Source organism: Micromonospora sp. HUAS YX12 (genome assembly GCF_040215685.1).
In the GTDB taxonomy this organism is placed as follows: domain Bacteria; phylum Actinomycetota; class Actinomycetes; order Mycobacteriales; family Micromonosporaceae; genus Micromonospora; species Micromonospora tulbaghiae.
Window position 1 is genome coordinate 6,021,704 of the sequence record NZ_CP157974.1, and the last position, 18,764, is coordinate 6,040,467.

The window sequence follows — 18,764 nt, forward strand, 5'->3', positions numbered from 1 at the left end:
TCCTCACGCGTCGCGGAGCCGGTAGCCGACCCCGCGCACGGTCTCCACGAGCGTCGGGTCGCCGAGCTTGCCGCGCAGCGAGCCGACGTGCACCTCAACGGTGTGCCGGTCGGCCCAGGTGGTGCCCCACACGTCGAGCAGGATCCGCTCGCGCGGCACCGCCACCCCCGGCTGGCGGGCCAGGGACAGCAGGATGTCGAACTCCTTGCGGGTGAGCGTGACGTCCCGGCCGGCCACGCTCACCGTCCGGCCGCCCACGTCGATGCGGACCGCGCCGGCCTCGATCAGGTTGCGCTGCGGCGCGGTGTGCGCGGCCCGGCGCAGCACCGCCTCGATCCGCGCCTGCAACTCCACCATCGAGAACGGCTTCACCACGTAGTCGTCGGCGCCCAGCCGCAGCCCCAGCACCCGGTCGCGTTCCTCGCCGCGCGCGGTCACCGCGATGATGCCGAGCCGGCTGCTGCGCCGCCGCAGCTCGCGGCACAGGTCGGTGCCGTCGCCGTCGGGCAGCCCCAGGTCGAGCAGCACCAGGTCGCAGGGGGCGGCGGAGAGCGCGGCGGCCACAGTCGCGGCGTGTTCCACCTGGTAACCGCGCCGGGTCAGCGCGGACGACAACGCCGCGGCGACCCGGCGGTCGTCCTCGACCAGGAGGATCCGCACCCCGTGCCTCCCTCCGCTCGACGTGTTGCCCTGCGAATGGTGGCAGACGCGCCGCGCGGACGCGAGGCCGCTCTAGGCTGCTGCCGTGATCTACAAGATTCTCTCCGACGACGAGTGGGCGCAGGCGCGGGCGGACGGGCGGTTCGCCGGCACCGCGATGGACCGGCAGGACGGCTACGTCCACCTCTCCGCCGCCGACCAGGTCGTGGAGACCGCCCGGCGCTTCTTCGCCGGGGTCACCGGCCTGACGCTGCTCGCGGTGGACGAGGCCCGGCTCGGCGACGCGCTGCGCTGGGAGGCGTCCCGCGGCGGCGCGCTGTTCCCGCACCTGTACGCCGCGCTGCCGGTGGACGCGGTGGTCGCCGCGCACCCGCTGCCGGCCGACCGGCCCGCCGCCGACGCGGTGGCCGAACTGCTCGCGTGAGCGCTCGTTATGCTGCGTCGAGCCCGCCCGACGGCGCGACGCGCCCTGGCATGATGCGAGTTGAGATGACTGACAGCAACGACCGGTCCGCCTCCGTCTTCGTCCACCCGACGGCCGACGTGGAGTCCGGCGCCCAGGTCGGCGACGGCACCAAGGTCTGGCACCTGGCGCACATCCGGTCCAGCGCCCAGGTCGGCGCCGGCTGCGTGATCGGCCGCAACGTCTACGTCGACGCGGGCGTCACGGTCGGCGACCTGGTGAAGATCCAGAACAACGTCTCGGTCTACCAGGGCGTGACCATCGAGGACGAGGTGTTCGTGGGCCCGTGCGCGGTGTTCACCAACGACTTCCGCCCGCGCGCCCAGAATCCGGACTGGACGATCACCCCGACGCTCGTCCGCCGGGGCGCGTCGATCGGCGCGAACGCCACGCTCGTGTGCGGCATCGAGGTCGGCGAGTACGCGATGATCGCCGCCGGCTCGGTGGTGACCCGCGACGTCAAGCCGTACCAGCTGGTGGCCGGCAACCCGGCCCGCCCGAAGGGCTGGGTCGACGCCAAGGGCGAGGTCATCTCGCGCGACGTCGACAACCCGCCGCACCAGGGCTGACCAGACGGGACGGGGGCGACGACCGCGCCGGTCGTCGCCCCCGCCCCGGTACGCCTCACCCGCAGAGCCGGCCGATCTCGTCCCGGAAACGGTCCATCGGGTTCGACCCGGCCGGGCCGAGCAGGTACTCCTTCAGCTCCCGCCGCGCCCCGGTCATCGGGTCGTCCCCGGGCCGGGTCACGTCGAGGATCTTCGTCAGCTCGCCGCAGTCCGCCGAGAGCAGGTACGCCGCCCGCGCCGTCGGGAACTGCCGCCGGAACTCGTCCTCGGGCAGGCCGGCCGGGTTGGCCACCACGTACGGCCGCTCGCTCTGCACGAAGTCGGAGACCACGCTGGACACGTCGCTGACCAGCAGGTCGGTGACGTTGAAGCAGTCGAACAGTCCCGGCGTACGGCCGGTGACCACCAGGTGCGCGGCGCCGTCCAGCGAGGACGGATCGGTCTCGCCGCCGGCGGCCCTGATCCGGGACACGATCCGCTCGTGCACGGCGCGGGCCTTGGGCGAGCGCGTCCCGGTCAGCGGGTGCGGCTTGTAGATCACCCGCACGTCCCCGGCGGCCAGCAGGCCGGACACGATCCGCTCCCCCATCAGCACGAGCGACGTGTGGTACGGGTCGTCGTCGAGCCAGCCCTCCCAGGTCGGCGCGTACAGCACCGTGAAACGGTGGTCGGCGGCGCCGGAGCCGAACGTGTGCACCCCGGCCAGCTGCGGCCGGCCGACCTCCACGATGTCGCGGTCCAGCACGCCGACGTCGGCCCGGGCGTACCGTTCCCGCCCGGCCGGCCCGGCCACCCAGACCTCGTCGTACACCTTGCTGTACGGGTTCACGCTCGCCTGCTTGTCGCTGTCGCCGTGGCCGACGAAGACGTGCTTCACGCCCGGCTCCCGCAGCAGGTGGATGTTGGCGCCGACGTTCGCCGCGTACAGCGCCACGCGCAGCGAGCCCAGGTCCAGGTTCATGAAGTCCACGCCGGCCGGCACGCAGATCACCGGCAGCCGGGTGTCGGCGAGCTGCTCGAACGCGTCCGCGGCGCGCAGCAGCACGACCGCGCGGCGGCCGGTCGCCTCCACCGGCGCGAGCCACATGTTGGCCTGGTAGACGTCCTTGGCCGGGCCGGCGAAGTAGAGCGCCACCTCGGGCCGTTCCCGGGCCATCCAGTCGTGCACGGCGGGCAGCACACCCGGCGCCTTGCCCCGGCCGCGCAGCGCGGTGAGCGCCAGCACCGCGGCGGTGACCAGGCCGGCGGCGAGCGTGACCAGGCCGGTGACCACCACCGGGGCGACCCGGTCGAGCGCGGCGGCCACCACGGCCGCCGGCACCAGCAGCACGTTCAGCAGCGGCATGCGCAGCCCGGCCAGCCGCCGCGCCCAGGCCGGCGGCACCGGAACCCGCCGCAGCGCACCGAGGTCGATGTTGCGGGTGTACGCCGGGGGGTCGACCCGGCCGTCGATCACCTTGGTCACCGCGTTGGTGGCCACGGCCACCGTCCACAGCGCGGCGGGCAGCAGCAGGACGGCGACGGTGCCGGCCACCCCCGGGCGCACCGCGGCGATCACCAGCAGGGCCACCGACAGGTCCCGCACCAGCCGCCGGAAGGTCTCGCCGAGACCGGCCTTGTCGAGCAGCGTGGCGGTCCCGGTGTGCCGCCCGGCCAGGGCCAGCTCACCGGCGAAGGCGACCACCGCGGCCACCGCGTACGGGACCACCAGGCCGAGCACTCCGGCGAGGACCATGACCGCGTAGCCGAGGAGCGTCGCGCCGACCGCGGCGAGACCCTGCTGGCTGCGTACTCTGCTGAACAACGACACGCTCCCTGTCTGCCCGGCCGATGTCGGTCCGAGTCGATCTCCGACGGCTGCGACCCTAAACGGGCCACATCACACAAGTATTGCCGGGGTGTCCGGCAGGTGAACTCCGCACGGCGTCATCCCGGCCGCGGCACGCGACGGGCCCCGGCCGTCCGAGACGGCCGGGGCCCGTGGAGCCGGTGGGATCAGCCCCCGATGACCACCCGGCGCACGCCGGTCCAGCGCGCCGGGTCGGTGACGCGGCGGCCGTCGACGAGCACCGTCACGCCCGGCAGGTCGGCCGGGGCGAGGGTGCGGTACTCCGCGTGGTCGGCCTGGATGACCGCGGCGCCGACCGGCTCGCCGTCGTACCCGGGCAGGCCGTGCGCGACCAGCTCCTCGTTGGTGTACATCGGGTCCGAGACGTACGGCACCGCGCCCCGGCGGCGCAGCGCCTCCACGGTCGGGAAGACGCCGGAGAACGCGGTCTCCTTGACGCCACCCCGGTAGGCGGCGCCCAGCACCAGCACGCCCACCCCGGTCAGGTCGCCGTACGCGGCGGCGAGCAGGTCGACCGCGTACTCCGGCATGGCCGCGTTCGCCTCGCGGGCCGAACGGACCACGGTGGCGGCCGGGTCGTTCCACAGGTACATCCGCGGGTAGATCGGGATGCAGTGGCCGCCGACCGCGATGCCCGGCGAGTGGATGTGGCTGTACGGCTGCGTGTTGCACGCCTCGATGACCTTGGTGACGTCCACGCCGACGGTGTCGGCGAAGCGGGCGAACTGGTTCGCCAGGCCGATGTTCACGTCCCGGTAGGTCGTCTCGGCGAGCTTGGCCAGCTCGGACGCCTCGGCCGAGCCGAGGTCCCACACGCCGTTGGGGCGGTCCAGGTCGGGCCGCTCGTCGAAGTCGAGCACCGCCTCGTAGAACCGCACGCCGTGCGCGGCCGACGCCTCGTCGACGCCGCCGACCAGCTTCGGGTAGCGGCGCAGGTCGGCGAAGACCCGGCCGGTGAGCACCCGCTCGGGGCTGAACACCAGGTGGAAGTCGGTGCCGGCGGTCAGGCCGGAGCCCTCGGCGAGCATCGACGCCCACCGGTTACGGGTGGTGCCGACCGGCAGCGTGGTCTCGTAGCTGACCAGCGTGCCCGGCTTCAGCCCACGGGCGATGGCCCGGGTGGCGTCGTCCATCCAGCCGAAGTCCGGCACGCCGTCGGCGTCCACGAACAGCGGCACGACCACGACGACCGCCTCCGACTCGGCGACCGCGGCGGCGGTGTCGGTGGTGGCCGACAGCAGGCCGGCGGCCACCGTCTCCTTGAGCTTGACGTCCAGGTCGGCCTCGCCCGGGAAGGGCACGGCACCGTCGTTGACCAGCTGGACGACCCGCTCGGAGACGTCGGCGCCGATCACCCGGTGCCCCTTGGACGCGAACTGCACGGCCAGCGGCAGACCGATCTTGCCGAGCGCGACGACGCAGATGTTCATGAACTACTTTCCTCCAGAGGGCCAGATTCGGCGCAGGCGGGCAAGGAACCGACCGGGGGTCACCGGCGTGATCGCGACGATCACCTGGCCCTTGTGGTTCGTGGTGGGTGTGACGAGGTGCCAGCGGACACCGCGCCGGGCCACCAGCCGGGGTGCGGCGACGGGACGGTCGGTGCGCAACGGCGCCGAGCCCGTCCCGCCCAGGGCGGAGACCTCGGCGCGTACGATACGACGCTCGCCCGTCCCCGCGACGACCGCCAGCAGCCGGTCCACCGCGAAGTCCGTTCGTACGACGGTACCGGGGCCGGCGGACTCGACCGACGTGACACCCGTCAAATCGCCCACGCTGACCCGCAGCGCCTCCGCGCTCAGCTCGGCCAGCTCGGCCCAGCGGCTGCGCGCGGTGACCACCAGGGCCCGCGCCCCGGCGGCGTCGCGTCCCCAGGCCAGCCCGGTCGCGGTCAGCTTGGCCAGTATCGCGGCGGCCCGCTCGGTGACGTCGTACCAGTCGTCCGGGTAGCCGAACGCCGGGTCGCGGAAGCCGACCTGGTCGGCGTACCAGCGGTCACCCTCGACGACCACCTCGGGCAGCGACCGGTCCGACTGCTGGCCGATCAGCGTGCGCAGCGCGTCCAGGTCGCCGTCGCGCGCCACCGCCACCCGAAGCCGCTCCTCGGACGCCATCCGGGCGGTCACCCCGTCGGTCAGGTACGCCTCGGCGAGCTTGCGGACCCGGTCGTGGACGTGCCGCTGCACGTCCGGGGCGAGGGCGAGGAACTCCGCGCGGAGCAGCTTCGCCACCTCCCAGGTGAAGTGGCGCACCAGCACCGCGTCCCGCCGCCGGCCGGGCTCGATCAGCCCGGCGACGAACCCGACCAGCTCCTCCGCGCAGCGCAGCCGCTCGGAGAACCGGCTGGCGTACGTGATGTTCTGGGCGTTGTCCCGCTTGACCGCGTAGTAGTACTCGTAGTCGCCGAGGACCGACACCTTCTTCGCCCGGAAGCACGCCTCCAGCGTGAACGGCTGGTCGCTGCCCATCGGCATGTCCGTGCGGAACCGCAGCCCGTACCGCTCGATCAGATCCCGGCGGAACAGCTTGGTGTTCGACAACGACCAGGGCAGGTCGCTGTCGAACAGGTCGAGCCGCTCCTGGGTGGTGGCGTAGACGGCCTGGTGCACGTAGCGCTTGTTGGTGCCGACCATCCGGCCCAGCACCACGTCGGAGTCCCACCGGTCGGCGGCGTCGACGAGGCGCTCCAGCGCCTCCGGGCCGAGGTGGTCGTCCGAGCCGATGAAGAAGACGTACCGGCCGCGGGCGTGGTCCAGCGCCAGGTTGCTCGGCGCCGCCGGGCCGCCGGAGTTGGCCTGGTGCAGCACCCGGACCGTGTCCGGGTAACGCTCGGCGTAGCGGTCCAGTTCCGCGCCACTGCCGTCGGTGGAGCCGTCGTCGACCGCGACGACCTCCAGCCGGTCCAGGCCGATGGTCTGCCCGACGAGCGAGTCGAGGCAGGCGGTCAGGTACGGCATGGTGTTGTAGACGGCGACCACCACCGTCACGTCCGGCCCGTTCACGCGCCCACCTCCACCTGTGCCGGCTCCACCGGGGCGTGCGCCGCCGGCGCCGGCCGGGGCGGCGCGTCGGGCAGCAGCCGGGCGTAGACCTCGTCGAGCACCCGCGCCTGCGCCTCCCAGGTCCAGCCGGCCAGCAGGCCCGGCCGGTCGTACGCGGCACGGTACCGCTGCGGGTCGGCCAGCACCGCGGTGACCGCGCGGACGAAGTCGGCCACGTCCTCGGCGCGGAACACCTCGCCCTGGCCGGTCTCCCGGACAGTCTCGGCCATGGTGCGCACGTCGGAGACGACCAGCGGCAGACGGGCGTGTGAATACTCGAAGAACTTGGTGATCAGCGCGATCTCGTGGTTCGGCCAGTGCTGGATCGGGATGACGCCGACCTGCGCGCCGCTGAGGAACCGGACCACCTGGTGGTGCGGCACGTACGGCAGCACGTGCACCCGGTCCGCCACGCCCAGCTCGCCGGCCCGGGTGACCAGGCCCCGGACGTACGCCGAGTCGGGCTTGTTGACCACGAACGCGACGTGCGCGCCGGGCAGCCGGGGCAGCGCCTCGACCATCACCCCGAGACCGCGCTTGGCGGCGGACACCCCGCTGTAGACCAGCAGCGGGGTGTCCGGTCCGAGCCCGCACCGGGCGCGGATGTCCGGCGCCGGCTCGGCCGGGTCCGCCGGCAGCTCGTCCACCGCCGGGGCGTTGAGCACGACCGCGGGCCGCTCGGCCAGCCCGTGCTCGGTGCGCAGCAGGTCGGCCAGGCCGCCGGAGACGGTCATGGTGGCGTCGGCGTAGGGCACGTACTCCCGCTCGTGCGCCACGTTGCCGGGCAGCCAGCGGGCGTTGTCGCGCCACGGCTGCACGCCGGGCAGGTACTCGTGGGCGTCCCAGAGCAGCGCGATCCGCCGCCCCTTCGCGGCGGCGCGGACCTTCGCGCGGGCGCCGACGCCGAGCATCCGGAAGTCGTTGGCGTGGATCAGGTCCGGCGCCAGCTCGTCGACCACCGGGCCGTAGGCCAGCTCGTAGTCCCACAGGCCCGGTTCCAGGCGCCGCCACGCGCCGTCGCCGCGCAGCCTGCGCCAGAACAGCGTGTACGCGCGGTCCCAGGGGCCGTCCAGCTTGCGGCCCTTGCGGGCCCGGGTGAGCTGCCGGTTGCGGAACCCGACCCACTTGCGGGTCAGGCCGGACAGCTTCTCCTCGGCGCGCAGCGCCGCCCAGGGCAGCCCGCCCGGCCGGCCCGCGCCGGACTCCCGGGCCGCGACGGTCAGCGCCGCGCGGCGTACCGCCAGGTCCGCGCGCCAGGCCTTCACCGCCTGGGTACGGTGCGCCGCGATGCCGCTGGGCGGGTAGGCGAGCGGGTGCCGCAGCCAGGCCCGGCGGAACTCGTGCCGGCGGCGGCCCAGCGGCTCGGGCATCGGCACGAGGCGTACCTCGGCGGCGCCGAGGCGCCAGCTCTGCGGGCTGCCGGCCGGGGCCCGGCCGAGCAGCACGACGTCCCAGCCGGCGTCGCCGGCCGAGCGGGCCGCCTTCTGCACCCGGGAGTCCCCGATGACCCCGTTGTCCACCAGCATCACGACCCGTCCCCGGGTGCCCGCCGCTGCGGTCGTGCCGTCAGATCCCATTCCTGCCCGTTTCGTCGTCGCCAGCACCGCGCCCGCGGACCCGAGCGAGTCTACGACAGCGGATCGGGCCCGGACGCCCGCCGCCGCCGGTGCCCCACGACCTGGTGTGACTGTTGCTACCCTCCATCCTGTTCAACGACCGGCGCCCGCTCCGGATCGTTCGCCGGGTCGCCGGCCGCGCCACGCGGGCCTTCCGGACAATCGCAGCTCAGCGCGAACGGGACCGCACAATGGACGTGGTGACCACCGAGGAACCCAGCCGGCCCGCACCAGCCCCGCCGACCGGGCCGGCCACAGCCGACCGCGCCCGGCCCGGCCCCGTCCGGCGGCTGCGCGACGCCGCCCGGGACGCGGCGCCCGCGCTCGCGGTGTTCGCGGCGATCCGGCTGGTCGGCGTGCTCGTCGTCTACCTGTGGGCGCGCAGCCTGGACCTGTCGCCGGTCGAGCGGCTCACCCGGGCCGACGGCTACTGGTATCTCGGCATCGTCCAGCACGGCTACGACGGGTACGAGAAGACGCAGAGCAACATGGCGTTCTTCCCGCTCTACCCGGGCCTGACCGCGGCCGTGGAGCGGCTCTCCCCGTTCAGCCCGCGCGAGTCGGCCCTGGTCGTGGCGTGGCTAGCCGCGCTGGCCGCCGCCTGGGGCCTGTTCGCGATCGGCAGGCACCTGCACGACCGGCGCACCGGCGTCCTGCTCGCCGCGCTGTGGGCCGTGGTGCCGCACGCCGTGGTGGAGTCGATGGGCTACAGCGAGAGCCTGTTCACCGCCCTGGCCGCCTGGACGCTGTACGCGCTGCTGCGCCGGCACTGGGTCACCGCGGGGGTGGTGTGCCTGTTCGCCGGGCTGACCCGGCCCACCGCCTCGTCCCTGATCCCGGTGGTGGGGCTGGCCGCGCTGCTGGCGGTCGTCCGCCGGCGGGACGGTTGGCGGCCCTGGGCGGCGCTGCTGCTCGCCCCGGCCGGTTGGCTGGGCTACCTGGCCTGGGTGGGCAACCGGACCGGGCGGCTGGACGGCTGGTTCCACATCCAGTCCGCGGGCTGGGGCACCACCTTCGACTTCGGGGTCTACACGGTCGGCCGGGGACAGCAGGCCCTGGTCCAGGTGGCGGCGTTGCCGCTGTTGGTGGTCACCGTCGTGGCGCTGCTGTCGATCATGTTCTTCGTGTTGAGCGTGATCGACCGGCAGCCGTGGCAACTGTTGCTCTACAGCGGCCTGCTGCTGGTCACCACGCTCGGCGCAGCCGGCTACTACCACTCCAAGGCCCGGTTCCTGCTGCCGGCGTTCCCGCTGCTGCTGCCCGCCGCCGTGGGCCTGGCCCGGGCCGGATGGGCCCGGGCCGTCACGGTGCTGGTGACGCTGGTCGCCTTCTCCGCCTACTTCGGCGGCTACCTGCTGCTGGTCTGGACGAAGTCGCCGTAACCGGTCAGCGGGTGAACGGCCGGACGTCCCACACCCAGACGTCCTCGACCCGCTCCCCCGGGCCGTACAGCGCGTCCAGCACGGTCTTCAGGTCGTCGTGGCGGCGGGCGCCGCGGTCGGGCAGCACCACCGCGTCGGCCTTCCAGTGGCGGACGTCGGCCCGCGCCTGGTCGACGTCGGCCTCGCCGACGGTGGTGTCCCGCTCCCCGAGCGAGACGGCGGTGAGCAGCTTCGCCGTGGGCTGCGGGTCGACGCCCCAGCGGCCGGTGTTGTCGGTGGCGGAGACCGGCGCGAGGAAGTAGCCCTCGGGGACGGCGAAGCCGGCCACCGCGGCGGAACTCCAGTACAGCGACGTCATGCCGTTCACCGGCACCGGCACCAGCGTGCGGCCGGGGGCCACGTGGTCCCGCCAGGCGCCCGCGGTGACGAAGTCCGGCACCGGGGTGCGGCCCCTCGCGTCCAGCGGCATCGGCAGGATCGGCAGCAGCGCGGCGGCCACGGCCACGGCCCCGAGGCGGGCGGCCAGCCGGCCGGCGGGTTCCGTCCGGCGGGCGGCGAGCCGATCACCGGCGACGGCGAGCAGCACACCGAGCGCCACGGTGGTGATCAGCGCGAACCGGGACACCACCACGGAGTCGAACACCGGCAGGCTCTGCACCAGCGCGAACGGCGCCGGGATGTCGGTGCGACGGGTGCCGACGGTCCAGGTGGTGCCGATGGAGAACAGCGCCGACACCAGGCCGACCGCCCCGAGCACCCGGACCGTGGTCTCCCGGCGCAGCCACCAGAGCGCTGCGGCCGCGAGCACCACCAGGGACCAGCCGTAGAAGCTGGCCTGTTCGGTGGTGTTCGGCGCCCATCCGACCGCGCTGGTCGGGCCGCCGGCGACCGACTTGGTGGCGAACTCGACGAACGAGCCGAGCTTGAGGGCGTAGACGTCCGGGGCGCCCGGATGACCGACCCGGTGCTGCGGCCCGGCGAACTGCATCCAGAGCGGGTACGCCGCCGCGGCCGACACGAGCACGGCGGTGATCGCCAGGCCGGACAGCAGGGGCCGCAGCCGGCGCACCGCGTCGCGGGGCCGGAAGACGAGATAGGCCAGGGCGAGCATCAGGCAGCCGAGCGCCGTCAGGAAGAGGATCTCCAGGCTGACGAAGAACTGGGCCACCACCAGAGCGCCCAGCACCAGGCCGTCGCGCACCACGCGCCCGCCCCGGGACAGCGCGACCACCCGCCACACGATGAACGGCACCAGCCACTGCGCGGTGATGTGCGGATGGCCGTTGCTGTGCGAGATCAGCGCGGGAGCGAAGGCACAGAACAGGCCGCCGACGAAGGCCGCCGCCCGGGAGTCGACCACGTGCCGGGAGAACACGTGGTACCAGGCGTAGCCGGTGCCGACCAGGTTCAGCGTGATGAACAGCAGGTAGGAGAAGGACGCGCCGAAGATCAGGGTGACCGGGGTGAGCACCAGGCCGGGAAGCTGCATCCCGACGTTGGTCATCAGGTTCACCCCGGCCGGGGCGTTCTGCAGCGTGGTGAAGAACGGGTTCTCCAGGTGGGTGACCGCGTGCGCCGCGTACGCCAGCATCCACTCGTTGAAGCCCTGGTCGTTGGGGCGGCTGCCGAGCAGTCGCCCGTCGAAGTCCCGCCAGCCCCGGGCGGTGACCCAGAACGCGCCGGCCAGGTAGATCAGCGCGACCAGCGCGTCGGCGCGGCGCCACCGGCGGGCGCGACCGCCCTCGACGGCCGGCTCCGGACCCGGCTCCGCCACCTCCCCGGCCGCCGGCCGGCCGTCCGGGTCCTCCGGTCCCGTCCCGCGTGCCGGGGCGGCGGCGGCCGAGGGGTCGGGCGTGGTGCCGTCGGTCGCCTCGGCGTCCCCGGCGGGAACGGGCTCACGGTCGCGGGTGTCGGGCGCGGGCGCGGTCATGGCGTAGGAGTCTACGGAAGCCGTGGCCCGCGGAAGAGGACCGGTCGATCGGGGATCACCGGGTGTCGCGCCGAGCGGCCGTGAGCTGGGACACCGTGACCCGGGGCACGGCGATGCCCGGGCCCGCCGGGCGGCGGCACGTCGGTGGCGCGCGACGACGTTATTGTAGGGTCCGCACGCTGTCCGAGGGCCGTCCCGCTCTCCCCACCTTCCCAGGATCGGAATCGATGAACAACGGGCGATCTCTCTGGGGCTCGTTGAAGCTCCCCCGGCCCCGACGGGCCGGGTCCCGACCGCACATGGTCTACCTCGCGATCGGCTTCCCGCCGGCGGCCAAGAGCTGCGCCTACCGGATGCGGGAGACGGCGAACCAGTTCGCCGCCGCGGGTTGGGACGTGACCGCGGTCACCATCGCCGACGAGGCCTGGGAGCGGGAGCACGGCGTCGACCTCAGCCTCTCCCAGGGGGTGGACCCCAGTGTCCGGGTGGTGAAGCTGCCGCTGTTCCGGGACGACCTGGAGACCGACATCCGCTCGTTCACCGAGCAGCGTGCCCTGGCTCACAAGGAATACCTTGCCGAACTGCGCAAGCAGGATCTCAAGGTCTTCCCCGAGCCGGTCTTCGGCGGATGGCGTCCCGCGCTGGAGAAGGCCCTGCTCCAGATCCACCGGCAGCGGCACGTCGACCTGCTGGTGACCACCTGCGCCCCCTACGTCAACCTGGCGGCGACCTGGAAGCTGTGGGAGACCCACCGGGTGCCGTACGTGGTGGACTTCCGCGACGGCTGGTCCGTCGACGTGATCAACAACGGTGAGGCGTTCTCCCGGGAGTCGGTCTCCGGGCAGTGGGAGACCAAGCTGCTCACCGCCGCCGTGGCCATCTGGAACGTGAACGAGCCGATCTCCCGCTGGTACCGGGAGCGCTACCCCGAACTGGCGCACAAGATGCGAGTCGTGCGCAACGGCTACGACGCGGCCAGCATCCCGGCCCAGGTGCGTCCCGCCCCACCGGACCGGCCGCTGACCTTCGGCTATCTCGGCGCGCTGACCCTGCCTGTGCCGCTGCTGGACGCCGTCCTTCAGGGCTGGCGGACCGCACGCGCCCAGGACCCGGCGCTGGCCGACGCCCGCTTCGAGGTGCGCGGCCACATCGGCACCGCGTGGGCGCGCGGTGACAACGCGCACGCCGAACTGCTCAGGGCCGCCGCCGTCGACGGCGTGCTGGTCGGCGGCTCGGTGCCCAAGGCCGAGGTGGTCGACCTCTACTCCCGCTGGGACGCGGTGGTGCTGATGGTGACCGGCGGCCGCTACATGACCTCCGGGAAGGTCTACGAGTACATGGCGACCGGCCTGCCGGTGGTCTCCGCCCACGAGGCCGACCACGACGCCTCCACTATGCTCTCCACGTACCCGCTCTGGACCGGCGCGGTCGGGCTGGACCCGGCCGAGTTGGCGAGCGCCTTCCGGCGGGCGGCCGCGATGGCCCGTGCCGCCGACGAGGCGGAGCGGGAGAAGGCCCGCGCCGCGGCGCGGCAGTACGCCCGCGAGGAGCAGCTCATCCCCGCCGTTCGTGAGGTCACCGAGCTGGTGCTGGGCACCGGCGGACCGACCGCCCCGCAATCCTCCCCCGCCGGCGCACGCGTCCTGGCCCGAGAAGGTAGGTCATGATCGAGATCCTGATGGTTATGGGCGCCGTCCCCGGACGGGTGGCGGTCCTGACCGACGCGCTCGAGCAGTTCCGCGCCAAGGGCGTCACCGTTCGGGTGGCCACGACCTTCGACCCGGTGGAGAAGATCCCGGCGGCCACCGAATTGGCCGAGGTGCACCTGCTGCCCACCTCGGCGGAGCTGGGTCCGCGATTCGGCCGGATGGTCAAGCGGGCGAACCCGCCCCGGCGCGCATGGCTGCGCGCGCAGCGCGACCCGTGGGTCCGCCGGCACGCCAAGCGGGCCGACGTCCTGGTCGCCCTGGACGCGCAAGCGCTGCACACCGTCTGGCAGCTCGCCGGCCGCTACCGACGGGCTGACGCCGTCTACGGCATCGCCCCGGCGCTGCGGGCCGTGGAAAAGCGGTCCGCCGACCCGGCGCGTTACCGCCGTGCCCGGCTCAGCACCGCCGGCCCCGCCCCGGCCGTGCTGGCAAGCGCCACCCGCAGCCAGACCGTCGACCTGGCGAAGCGGGTGTTCGAGATGAGCACCGGGAAGAGGGCCATGAAGCTGGGCCCGGTGCGCTGGTTCTGGCAGGGCGCCGTCACGGCGCCCGGTCTGCCGGAACGGCACCGGGGCAAGATCGCCCGGCGAGTCACCGGCACCATGCTCAAGTCCGGGCACGACGCCAGCGCGAAGCGGCTGGCATTGGCGGCCCAGGGCCGTCTGAAGAGCCCGACGACCAGGGGGCAACTCCTCGGCCCGATCGTCGACGCGGAGCTGAGCCAGGGCAAGGTGCCCGAGCACCTGATGACCGTGGTGCGGGGCCAGCTCAAGCTCGCGGACGGCTTCCTCAAGAAGCGGAACCCGGGCAAGGCCACGCCGCACGTGCTGCGCGCCTTCAACCTGATGTTCCACCGGATCGTGCAGTTCGACGGCACCAGCTCTCCACTGGCCGAGGACCCGGCGAAGTTCCTCGCCCCGCTGCACAACAGCGAGGCCGGCCGAGCGATGGCGACTCCGCGCGGCCGGCAGAGCCCGGCGGCGTTCCCGCCGGCCGGCCGGCCGCACCGGATGCTCTTCTTCACCGGGCTGAACGACAACTTCCTCGGGCCGATCCTCGAACGCTACGAGGCGATGCCCGGGGTGGAGGTCCGCCGGCTCAACCTGATGGAGGAGTCGATCCTCCCGGTGCTCAGCAACGGCCGCACGAACGTGACGCTGCACATGCTCGCCGGCACGTCCAAGCGGGCCGGGGAGGTCCAGGAGGCGTGGGGGCCCCACCTCGAGTGGGCGGACACCGTCTTCGTGGACTGGTGCAACCTGGGGGCCGCGATGCTGACGATGATCGACCCGGGCACCACCCGGGTGATCGTCCGCCTGCACAGCTTCGAGGCGTTCAGCTGGTGGCCGCACCTGACCGACTGGTCCCGGGTGGACGACGTGGTCTTCGTCTCCGAGCATCTCCGCGACCTGGCGCTGGCCGCGGTGCCGCGGCTGGGCGCCCCGCAGGGCCCCCGGACCCACATGATCAACAATGCGATGGAGCTGCACCGGTACGTGACGCCCAAGGTCTCTGCCGACAGCCGGTTCACTCTCGGGCTGGTCGGTTTGAGTTCGCTGGCCAAGGACCCGCGCTGGGCCCTGGCGGTGCTACGGGAGCTGCGCCGACGGGACGAGCGGTACCGCCTCAAGCTGATCGGCGACGCCCTCGACCCGGAGCTCAGCCCGGCGATCAAGGCGTACGTCCGGGAACTCGACGCCGAACTGGCCGAGCTGGAGTCGTCCGGCGCCGTCGTGCGGACCGGCCGCACCGACGACGTCCCCGGCGCGCTCACCGACGTCGGGGTCATCCTCAGCACCTCGCTGCGGGAGAGCTTCCACTGCGCGCTCGTCGAGGGCGCGGCCAGCGGCGCCGTGCCGGTGGTACGCGACTGGCCGTTCTTCGCCGGCCGCCGGCACAGCGCCCGGACCCTCTTCCCCAGCGACTGGGTGGTCGGTACGCCGCAGGAGGCGGCCGAGCGGATCCTGGCCCTCACCGCGTCCGAGGAGGTCTGGCGCGAGGCGGGCCGGGCGGCCTCGGCGCACGTGCTGAGCACCTGGGACTGGTCGGTCACGCAGAAGGACTTCGACCGGCTGCTGCTGGAGCCGCCGGCCACGGCCGACTGACCGGCGGGCCAGCAAGAATGATCCGGCCGTCTCCCCCGGCGGGGAGCCGTTTGAACGCCGCCAACCCGCGCCTCGGGTGGCACCCTCCGTTCGTCGTTACCGTCGCAGACCCTCGAGGAGTCAGGTAGTGAAGGTCGTCAGCATCGTCGGCGCCCGTCCGCAGTTGGTGAAGCTGGCACCGATCGCCGCGGCGTTCGCGGCGGAGGGCTGTGAGCACGTGATCGTGCACACCGGCCAGCACTACGACGCGGATCTGTCCGACGTGTTCTTCTCCGGCCTCGGCATCCCCGACCCGGACGTGCACCTGGGCATCGGCTCCGGCAGCCACGGCGTGCAGACGGGCCGGACGCTGGCCGCGCTCGACCCGGTGCTGGCCGCCGAGCGGCCGGACTGGGTCCTGGTCTACGGCGATACCAACTCGACCCTGGCCGGCACCCTGTCGGCGGTCAAGCAGCACCTACCGGTCGCCCACCTCGAGGCCGGACTGCGCTCGTTCAACCGCCGGATGCCCGAGGAACACAACCGGGTACTCACCGACCACGCCGCGGACCTGCTGCTCGCCCCCACCGAGGAGGCGATGCGGCACCTGGCGTCGGAGGGCCTGGCGTCCCGTGCCGTCCTGGTCGGCGACGTGATGGTGGACGTCTGCCTGCGGGTCCGGGACGACATCACGCGCGCGAGCCAGCCCCGGCCGCCGTTGCCCGAGGGGATCGACCCGGAGCAGCCGTACCTGCTGGCCACCCTGCACCGCGCCGAGAACACCAACGACCCGCAGCGGCTCGCCGCACTGCTCGACGCGCTGGCCGACCTTCCGGTGCCGGTGGCGCTGCTCGCCCACCCGCGGCTGGTGGCCCGCGCCGAGGAGTACGGCCTGAAGCTCTCCCGGGGCTCCCTGCACGCCGGCCGGCCACTGCCGTACGGCGCCATGGTCGCCGCGGTGCTCGGCTCCGTCGGGGTGGTCACCGACTCGGGCGGTCTGCAGAAGGAGGCCTACCTGCTGGGCCGCCCCTGCACGACGCTGCGCACCGAGACGGAGTGGGTGGAGACCCTCGAAGGCGGCTGGAACGCGCTGGTCCCCGACCCGCGCGAACTGGGTGCGCAGTGGGCGACCACCGCGACCCGCCCGGCCCCGCAAGCCCGGCGGGGAACCCCGTACGGCGACGGCCGGGCCGCCCACCGGGTCGCCGAGACGCTGCGGCGCCACCTGGCATGATGGCGCATCTCCTCCTCACGATCGGGTACCAGCGATGAGCAATCGAGTTGCACCCCTTCCCCGGTCCGGCGGCGGGCAGCGACCGCACGCCATCTACCTGGCGATCGGGTTCCCGCCCGCGGCGAAGAGCAGCGCATACCGACTGCGCGAGACGGCGAACCAGTTCGTCGCCATGGGCTGGGACATCACCGTCATCACCATCTGCCAGGAAGCCTGGGAACGCGAGTACGGCCTGGACCACACCCTTTCCGAGAAGGTCGATCCCCGGGTCAAGGTGATCGAGCTGCCGCTGATGCGGAAGGACCTGGAGACCGACATCCGCGCCTTCTCCGAAGAACGGTCGATCGACCCGGTGGGGTGGGTCAGCCGGCTCCGCAAGCGCGAGCAGAAGATCTTCCCTGAGCGGGACTTCGGCGGCTGGCGCTACGAGTTGGAGAAGGCGGTGGTCCAGCAGCACCGCAAGCACACCGCGGACCTGCTCATCTCCTCCTGCGCCCCGTACGTGAACCTCGCGGCGACGTGGAAGCTGTGGGAGGAGTACCGGGTTCCCTACGCTGTCGACTTCCGCGACGGCTGGTCGCTGGACGTGATCGGTGGCGGCGAGGCCTTCACTCGCGACTCGGTCTCCGGGCGTTGGGAGTCCAAGGTCCTCGAGCACGCCCTCGCGGTCTGGTGCGTGAACGACCCCATCGCCGGCTTCTACCGTGAGCGTTACCCGCAGCTGGCCGACCGGGTGCACGTCGTGCGCAACGGCTACGACGAGGACAGCCTCCCCGATGTCAGCGGCCGGTCACCGGATCCGAACGCGGGGCTGACCTTCGGCTACCTCGGCTCGGTCAACTTCACCCCGGCCTTTCTGGAGTCGGTGCTCGACGGGTGGCGGATCGCCCGGCGCAACGATCCGATCCTGGCCCGCTCCCGATTCGAGGTGCGCGGCCACATCGGCGCCGGCCCGATACGCGAGGCCAACCGGCACATGGACCTGCTCAAAGAGGCTGCCGTCGACAATGTCAGCTTCGGCGGCCCGGTACCGAAGTCGGACCTGGCAGCGACGTACGGCTCCTGGGACGCGCTGGTGCTGATGCTGGTCGGTGGGCGCTTCGTCACCTCCGGCAAGGTGTACGAGTTCATGGCCACCGGGCTGCCGGTGCTCTCCGCCCACGACGTCGACCACGACGCGACGAACATCCTGGCCGGACATCCACTCTGGACGGGCGCGGTGGGTCTGGACCCACACCGGCTGGCGGACCTGTTCTCGGAGGCGGCGCGAATGGCCCTGAAGGCCACTGACGAGGATCGGGCCGCGGCACGCCAGCTCGCTCGCCGGTTCGCCCGGCCCGCCGTGCTCGCTCCGGCCGTGCGACACCTCACCGAACTCGTCCGGCCGACACCGGCCGGCGTTCGCGTTCCCACCCCGGCCGCGACCGCTTCGACCGGAGATGTCCAACCGTGACCGCCGTGCTCATCGTGGCCACCGCCGCGCCGATGCAGCCGGCCGTCCTGGTCGAGGCGCTGGAGCGCTTCCGGAGCAAGGGTGCCACCGTCACGGTGGCGTGCTTCTTCGACGGCGCGGAGTTGGGGATCAACCCGACGCTGGCGGAGGTCCGCACGTTCGTCGTAGCGGCCGAGAAGTGGGACGTCCGGTTCCGCAAGGCCCTCGGGCGGGCACCGGCCAACCGGAAGATCTGGCTGCACGCTCGACGCAGCACCTGGCTGCGGCAGCAATACCGCCGAGCCGACCTGCTGGTCGCTCTCGACGCCCGCGCGGTGCACACGGTCTGGCAGATGGCGCAGCGCAACACCCGTGCCGGCGCCTACCACGGGCTCGTGCCCGCGCAGAAGGCCCTCGCCGCCAACCGCAGCGAGCCGGTCGGGAAGCGGCTGGAGCGCCGTGTCTCCGCCGCTGCCGGCATCGGTGCGCGCGGGGCCCGCAGCGCCGCGGAGCAGACCATCCGGACCGCCCTCAACAAGGCCACCGGTCGGCGGGTGATGAGCAACCCGGCAGGGGCCTGGCTCTGGACCCGGGCCGTGGCGGCGCCCCGCATCCCGGACCGGCTCCGCAGCAAGCTCGCCGTCCGCCTGCACGACAGCGCGGTCCAGGCCGGTCGCCCGGCCGCCGGCGGCCGGGCCGCGTCGGCAGCCGTACAGCGGATCAGCAGCCTCGCCACCCGCGCGGACGTGCTGACCAAGGCAGCGAAGGCGTAGCTGGCGCTCGGCCACCAACCGA

At 73.2% G+C, this 18,764-nt stretch carries 14 protein-coding genes; 8 read left to right on the plus strand and 6 right to left on the minus strand.

Translation table 11 applies throughout. The annotated features are described in order from the left end of the window. Positions 1 to 3: 3 nt before the first annotated feature. Positions 4 to 660 (minus strand): response regulator transcription factor, encoded by a 657-nt coding sequence (locus ABIH81_RS28575; protein ID WP_349877970.1) that lies wholly within the window; start codon positions 658 to 660, stop codon positions 4 to 6. A gap of 85 nt (positions 661 to 745) precedes the next feature. Here ABIH81_RS28575 and ABIH81_RS28580 point away from each other — a divergent pair, with 85 nt between their 5' ends. Together ABIH81_RS28580 and ABIH81_RS28585 are read left to right on the plus strand one after the other, a co-directional pair. Further along, positions 746 to 1,084 (plus strand): DUF952 domain-containing protein, encoded by a 339-nt coding sequence (locus ABIH81_RS28580; protein ID WP_349877971.1) that lies wholly within the window; start codon positions 746 to 748, stop codon positions 1,082 to 1,084. Between the two features lie 65 nt (positions 1,085 to 1,149). After that, complete coding sequence (locus ABIH81_RS28585; RefSeq protein WP_013285274.1) at positions 1,150 to 1,692, plus strand: acyltransferase; 543 nt, start codon at positions 1,150 to 1,152, stop codon at positions 1,690 to 1,692. 55 nt (positions 1,693 to 1,747) lie between these two features. Here ABIH81_RS28585 and ABIH81_RS28590 read toward each other — a convergent pair whose 3' ends face one another. The 4 genes from ABIH81_RS28590 to ABIH81_RS28605 form a co-directional block, all read right to left on the minus strand. Beyond that, positions 1,748 to 3,496, minus strand: coding sequence for a CDP-glycerol glycerophosphotransferase family protein (locus ABIH81_RS28590; protein WP_349877972.1), 1,749 nt, complete (start codon positions 3,494 to 3,496; stop codon positions 1,748 to 1,750). A 191-nt stretch (positions 3,497 to 3,687) separates the two neighbouring features. Further along, entirely contained in the window at positions 3,688 to 4,971 is a 1,284-nt protein-coding gene (locus tag ABIH81_RS28595; RefSeq protein WP_349877973.1) for a nucleotide sugar dehydrogenase, read from the minus strand. Between the two features lie 3 nt (positions 4,972 to 4,974). Further along, positions 4,975 to 6,543, minus strand: a complete 1,569-nt coding sequence (locus tag ABIH81_RS28600) for a glycosyltransferase (protein WP_349877974.1) — start codon at positions 6,541 to 6,543, stop codon at positions 4,975 to 4,977. Continuing rightward, on the minus strand, positions 6,540 to 8,108 hold the full coding sequence (locus ABIH81_RS28605; protein WP_349881233.1) for a glycosyltransferase family 4 protein: 1,569 nt from the start codon (positions 8,106 to 8,108) through the stop codon (positions 6,540 to 6,542). The genes ABIH81_RS28600 and ABIH81_RS28605 overlap by 4 nt, the downstream gene beginning before the upstream one ends. A 281-nt stretch (positions 8,109 to 8,389) precedes the next feature. Between ABIH81_RS28605 and ABIH81_RS28610 the strand changes: the two genes are divergently transcribed. Next, a complete protein-coding gene (locus ABIH81_RS28610) occupies positions 8,390 to 9,580 on the plus strand; it encodes a hypothetical protein (RefSeq protein WP_349877975.1) in 1,191 nt (396 codons plus the stop codon). Positions 9,581 to 9,584: 4 nt separating this feature from the next. Here the strand turns inward: ABIH81_RS28610 and ABIH81_RS28615 are convergent, their stop codons facing one another. Further along, positions 9,585 to 11,510, minus strand: a complete 1,926-nt coding sequence (locus tag ABIH81_RS28615; protein WP_349877976.1) for a hypothetical protein — start codon at positions 11,508 to 11,510, stop codon at positions 9,585 to 9,587. Positions 11,511 to 11,809: 299 nt separating this feature from the next. On the opposite strand from ABIH81_RS28615, the gene ABIH81_RS28620 reads away from it, so the two are divergent. From ABIH81_RS28620 to ABIH81_RS28640, 5 genes are all read left to right on the plus strand, one after another. Next, on the plus strand, positions 11,810 to 13,177 hold the full coding sequence (locus ABIH81_RS28620; protein ID WP_349877977.1) for a glycosyltransferase: 1,368 nt from the start codon (positions 11,810 to 11,812) through the stop codon (positions 13,175 to 13,177). Beyond that, positions 13,174 to 15,324 carry a glycosyltransferase family 1 protein gene (locus ABIH81_RS28625; protein ID WP_349877978.1) on the plus strand — a complete coding sequence of 717 codons (2,151 nt, stop codon included), beginning with the start codon at positions 13,174 to 13,176 and terminating at the stop codon, positions 15,322 to 15,324. The genes ABIH81_RS28620 and ABIH81_RS28625 overlap by 4 nt, the downstream gene beginning before the upstream one ends. Positions 15,325 to 15,451: 127 nt before the next feature. Beyond that, the gene (gene wecB, locus ABIH81_RS28630) at positions 15,452 to 16,537 is read left to right on the plus strand and encodes a UDP-N-acetylglucosamine 2-epimerase (non-hydrolyzing) (RefSeq protein ID WP_349877979.1); all 1,086 of its coding nucleotides are present in this window, start codon (positions 15,452 to 15,454) and stop codon (positions 16,535 to 16,537) included. A 34-nt stretch (positions 16,538 to 16,571) separates the two neighbouring features. Further along, positions 16,572 to 17,990 (plus strand): glycosyl transferase, encoded by a 1,419-nt coding sequence (locus tag ABIH81_RS28635; RefSeq protein ID WP_349877980.1) that lies wholly within the window; start codon positions 16,572 to 16,574, stop codon positions 17,988 to 17,990. Beyond that, positions 17,987 to 18,742 (plus strand): hypothetical protein, encoded by a 756-nt coding sequence (locus ABIH81_RS28640; RefSeq protein WP_349877981.1) that lies wholly within the window; start codon positions 17,987 to 17,989, stop codon positions 18,740 to 18,742. The genes ABIH81_RS28635 and ABIH81_RS28640 overlap by 4 nt, the downstream gene beginning before the upstream one ends. The last annotated feature ends 22 nt before the right edge of the window (positions 18,743 to 18,764 follow it).